Source organism: Streptomyces sp. MH60, from assembly GCF_002939385.1.
Taxonomy (GTDB): Bacteria; Actinomycetota; Actinomycetes; order Streptomycetales; family Streptomycetaceae; genus Streptomyces.
Window position 1 is genome coordinate 1 of record NZ_MULI01000157.1, and the last position, 5,090, is coordinate 5,090.

The 5,090-nt window shown below is 70.9% G+C and carries 1 protein-coding gene; it reads left to right on the forward strand.

The annotated features are described in order from the left end of the window. A partial coding sequence (locus BZZ08_RS38055) for a non-ribosomal peptide synthetase (RefSeq protein ID WP_133169272.1) occupies positions 1–5,090 on the forward strand: 5,090 nt, incomplete at both ends.

Consider the following 5,090-nt stretch of genomic DNA (forward strand, 5'->3'; position numbering starts at 1 on the left):
CTCTTCGCCGAAGTACTCGGCACCGACACCGTCACCATCGACGACGACTTCTTCCACCTCGGCGGCCACTCCCTCCTGGCAACCAAGCTGGTCAGCCGCATCCGGACGACCATCGGTGCGGAGTTGCCGATCCGGCAACTGTTCGAGACGCCTACGGTCGCGGGGATCAGCACCGCGCTCACTGACAAGGCGCGAGTGGCACGCCGGGGCGTTGTCGCGGTGGATCCGCGTCCGGCACGGACTCCGCTCTCGTACGCCCAGCAGCGGCTGTGGTTCCTGAACCGCTTCGAGGGCCCCAGCGCCACCTACAACGCGCCGGTGGCCCTGCGGCTCACCGGAGCCCTGGACCGGGAGGCGCTGCGGCTGGCGCTCGCGGACGTCGTGGCCCGGCACGAGAGCCTGCGCACGGTGTTCGCGGAGGACGCCGGGGGTGCGCACCAGATCGTCCGAAGCCCGGCCGACGCCCGGCCGGAGTTCACGATCGTGGAGACGAACGAAGCACGTCTGCGTGACGACCTGGCGGGGGCGGCCGGCCACCCCTTCGACCTTGCGGCCGAAATCCCGTTCCGTGCCTCGCTGTTCGCCTTGTCCGAGGAGGAACACGTACTCCTCCTGCTGACGCACCACATCGTGAGTGACGCGTGGTCCCGGACGCCGCTGGCCCGTGACCTCACGGCCGCCTACGCGGCCCGGGTGCGCAATGCGGCAGCCCCGGAGTGGGCGCCGCTGCCGGTCCAGTACGCCGACTACAGCCTCTGGCAGCGCGACATCCTCGGCACCGAGGACGACCCCACCAGCGAGATCTCCCGCCAACTCGACTACTGGACCCACACCCTCACCGGACTCCCCGACCAGCTCGAACTCCCCTACGACCGCCCCCGCCCCGCCGTCGCCACCTACCGCGGCGACCGCATCCCCTTCGAAATCCCCGCGGAGCTGTACGCGCGCGTCAGTGAGGTGGCCGGGCGCGTTCAGGCGAGCCCGTTCATGGTGCTCCAGGCGGGGCTCGCCGCCCTGCTGACCCGGCTCGGCGCGGGCACCGACATCCCGTTGGGCACCCCGATCGCGGGTCGCACCGACGAGGCCCTGAACGACCTGATCGGCGTCTTCCTGAACACGCTGGTGCTGCGCACGGACACCTCCGAGAACCCGACGTTCGCCGAGCTGGTGGACCGGGTGCGTGAGCGGAACCTCGGTGCCTACGCCCATCAGGACCTGCCGTTCGAGCGGCTGGTGGAGGCGGTCAACCCGGAGCGCTCGCTCGCCCGGCACCCCCTCTTCCAGGTGCTTCTCACGCTCAACAACACCGACTACCAGGGCGCGTTGGATTCCCTCGGCGACCTGCCCGGCCTCCGGGCCGAGCGGGAGCCGATCGAGTCGTCCGTCGCCAAGTTCGACCTGGCCTTCGGCTACACGGAGCGTCGCGACACGCACGGCCGGGTGACCTCCCTGCACGGCGTACTGGAGTTCAGCACCGACCTGTTCGACCGCGTCACCGCCGGCGCCCTCATCGACCGGCTCCTGCGGTTCCTGGAGCACGCGGTCACCACCCCGGACGTCAGAATCGGCGACATCGAGATCCTCGCCGGGGCCGAGCGCGGGCGCCTGCTCGAACTCTGGAACGACACAGCTCGCGAGGTGCCGGGGCGTTCGGTGGTGGAGCTGTTCGAGGAGCGGGTTGCCTCGAACCCGGCCGCCGAGGCCGTGGTCGCGGGCGAGGAAGCACTGTCGTACGAGGAGCTGAACGCCCGTGCGGAGCGGCTGGCCCGTGTGCTGGTCGAGCGCGGTGCCGACGCCGAACGGTTCGTGGCGGTGGCCCTGCCCAGGTCCGTGGACCTCGTCGTGGCCCTGCTCGCGGTCTGGAAGACCGGCGCCGCCTACCTCCCACTGGACACCGAGTACCCGGCCGAACGGCTGGCGTACATGCTGGACGACGCCAACCCCGTCCTGCTCGTCACCACGAGCGACCTGACCCCCGTACTGCCGGAGGAACCGGCCGTACCGCGGCTGCTGCTGGACACCCCCGAGACCACCGAGGCTCTGTCGCGGCTCGCGGGCGACCAGCCCCTGACCCGTCCGGCTCTCGCGAACCCGGCCTACGTGATCTACACATCGGGTTCGACGGGACGCCCGAAGGGTGTGGTCGTGCCGCAGGGCGCGCTGGTGAACTTCCTGACGGCGATGCGTGACCGCTTCGGACTCGGCGCCGGGGACCGCCTGGTGGCGGTGACCACGGTCGGGTTCGACATCGCCGGACTCGAACTCTTCGTGCCCTTGTTGTCGGGCGCGTCGATCACGCTCGCGGAGCGGGATGTCGTCCGGGACCCGGTCGCGTTGTGCGGTTTGGTGCGGTCGGCGGGTGTGTCCGTGATGCAGGCGACGCCGAGCCTGTGGCGGGCGGTGCTGGCAGAGGACGCTTCGGCGCTGGCCGGGGTGCGGGTGCTGGTCGGTGGCGAAGCTCTGCCCGCCGACCTGGCCGAGGCGCTCGTCCAACGGGCGAAGTCGGTGATCAACCTGTACGGGCCGACAGAGACGACGATCTGGTCCACGGAATGGCCGGTGACCGCAGACGGTGCACGCCGGCCGCGGATCGGCCGCCCGATCGCCAACACCCGCGTGTACGTCCTCGACGGCGCACTCCGGCCCGTTCCGGCCGGAGTGCCGGGCGAGCTCTACATCGCCGGTGACGGCGTCGTACGCGGTTACCACGACCGACCGGGGCTGACCTCCGAACGGTTCGTCGCCGACCCCTACGGCCCCTCCGGCACCCGCATGTACCGCACCGGCGACCTCGTCCGCTGGACGGTGGACGGGGAGCTGGAGTACCTCTCCCGCGTCGACGACCAGGTCAAGCTGCGTGGTTTCCGGATCGAGCTGGGCGAGATCGAAGCCGTGCTCGCCGGACACGAGCGAGTGGCCCAGGCCGCCGTACTCGTCCGCGAGGCCCACCCCGGAGACCGGCGTCTCGTCGCCTACCTCGTCCCTGCAGCCGAAGCGGTGGAGACGGCCGAGGTGCGGGCGCATCTCGCCGCCCACCTGCCGGACTACATGGTGCCCTCGGCCTTCGTCACCCTGGACGCCTTCCCGCTCACCCCGAACGGCAAGCTGGACCGCCGCGCTCTGCCCGCGCCCGACTACGGGCCACAGGCGGGCGGCGGACGGGTACCGCGCTCCCCCCGCGAGGAGCTGCTCTGCACGCTGTTCGCGGAGGTGCTCGGAGTCGAAAGTGTCACCATCGACGACGACTTCTTCGCCCTGGGCGGCCACTCCCTGCTCGCCACCAAACTCGTCAGCCGCATCCGCACCGTCCTGGACACCGAGATCGCCGTGCGTCGGCTGTTCGAGGCGCCCACGGTCGCCGAACTGGCGGCCGTGCTGGACAACGCGACCGGCACGCGGAAGCCGCTTCGGGCCACCGTCTCCCGGCCCGCACGTGTTCCGCTGTCGTACGCCCAGCGCCGGCTGTGGTTCCTGCATCGCTTCGAGGGTCCCAGCGCCACCTACAACCTGCCCGTCGCCCTGCGGATGACGGGGACACTGGACCAGGAGGCGCTGCGGCTGGCGCTGGCGGACGTCGTCGACCGGCACGAGAGCCTGCGGACGGTGTTCGCGGAGGACACCGAGGGCCCGTACCAGATCGTGCGGGACACCGCTGAGGTGTCTTTCACGGTGACCGCCACGGACGAGGAACACCTGCACGAGGACGTGGACCGCGCGTCCCGCGCGCCCTTCGAGCTGAGCGAGGAACCGCCCCTGCGCGCCTTCCTGTTCGAGCTCGGCGAAGAGGAGTACGTCCTGCTCGCTGTCGTCCACCACATCGCGGGCGACGCCTGGTCGATGGGCCCCCTCGCCCAGGATCTGACGGCGGCGTACGCGGCCCGGGTGCGGGGTGCCGCCCCGGAGTGGGCGCCACTGCCGGTGCAGTACGCCGACTACAGCCTCTGGCAGCGGGAAGTCCTCGGCTCCGAGGACGATCCCGACAGCGAGGCGGGCCGCCAACTGGACTATTGGAAACACTCGTTGTCGGACCTGCCTGCGGAGCTTTCGCTGCCGTTCGACCGCCCGAGGCCGGTCACGGCCTCGTATGTGGGTGACCGGGTCGCCTTTGAGCTGCCGGAGGACGTGTACAGCGGTCTCGTACGCGTCGCCCGTGAGGGCAGGTCCAGTCTGTTCATGGTGCTCCAGACCGCGCTCGCCACGCTGCTGTCCCGGCTGGGCGCGGGCACGGACATCCCCTTGGGCACCCCGATCGCCGGCCGCACCGACGACGCACTCGACAAGCTGGTCGGCTTCTTCGTGAACACGCTGGTGCTGCGCACCGACGTCTCCGGGGATCCCACGTTCAGCGAACTGCTGGAGCGGGTGCGGGCGGCCGACCTCGCCGCCTACGCCCACCAGGACCTGCCGTTCGAGCGGCTGGTCGAAGCGGTGAACCCGGAGCGTTCGCTCTCCCGGCACCCCCTCTTCCAGACCATGCTCACCCTGAACAACACGGACCAGGGCGCGGCGTCCGCCATCGCTTCCCTGCCCGGTCTGGAGGTGAGCAGCCGACCGGTCGGAATCGGCGCCGCCAAGTTCGATCTGTCCTTCCGACTCGCCGAACGGCGCCCCACTTCGGAGTCCGAGTCCGCCACGTTGGGTGGTGCGCTGGACTACAGCACCGACCTCTTCGACCGGGAGACCGCACAGTCCATCACCGAGCGTTTCGTCCGCGTGCTGACCGCCCTGGCCCAGGACCCGGACCTCCGGGTTTCCGAGGTGGAGGTGCTGGAGGAGGCCGAGCGGGAGCGGGTGCTGTCCGGCTGGCAGGGGGTCTCACGCGCGGTGCGTGGGGCGTCCTTGCCCCAGCTCATCGCCGAGCAGGCGCAACGGACGCCGGACGCGGTGGCGGTGGAGTGCGGTGACCGGAGGCTGACCTACCGGGAGCTGGACGCCTGGTCGGGGCGGGTCGCCGGATGGCTGCGCACCCAGGACGTGGGCCGGGGCTCGTTCGTCGCGGTGAAACTGCCCCGCTCGGTCGAACTGATCGTGGCGCTCCTCGCCGTCACCAAGGCCGGCGCCGCCTACGTTCCCGTCGACCCGGAGTACCC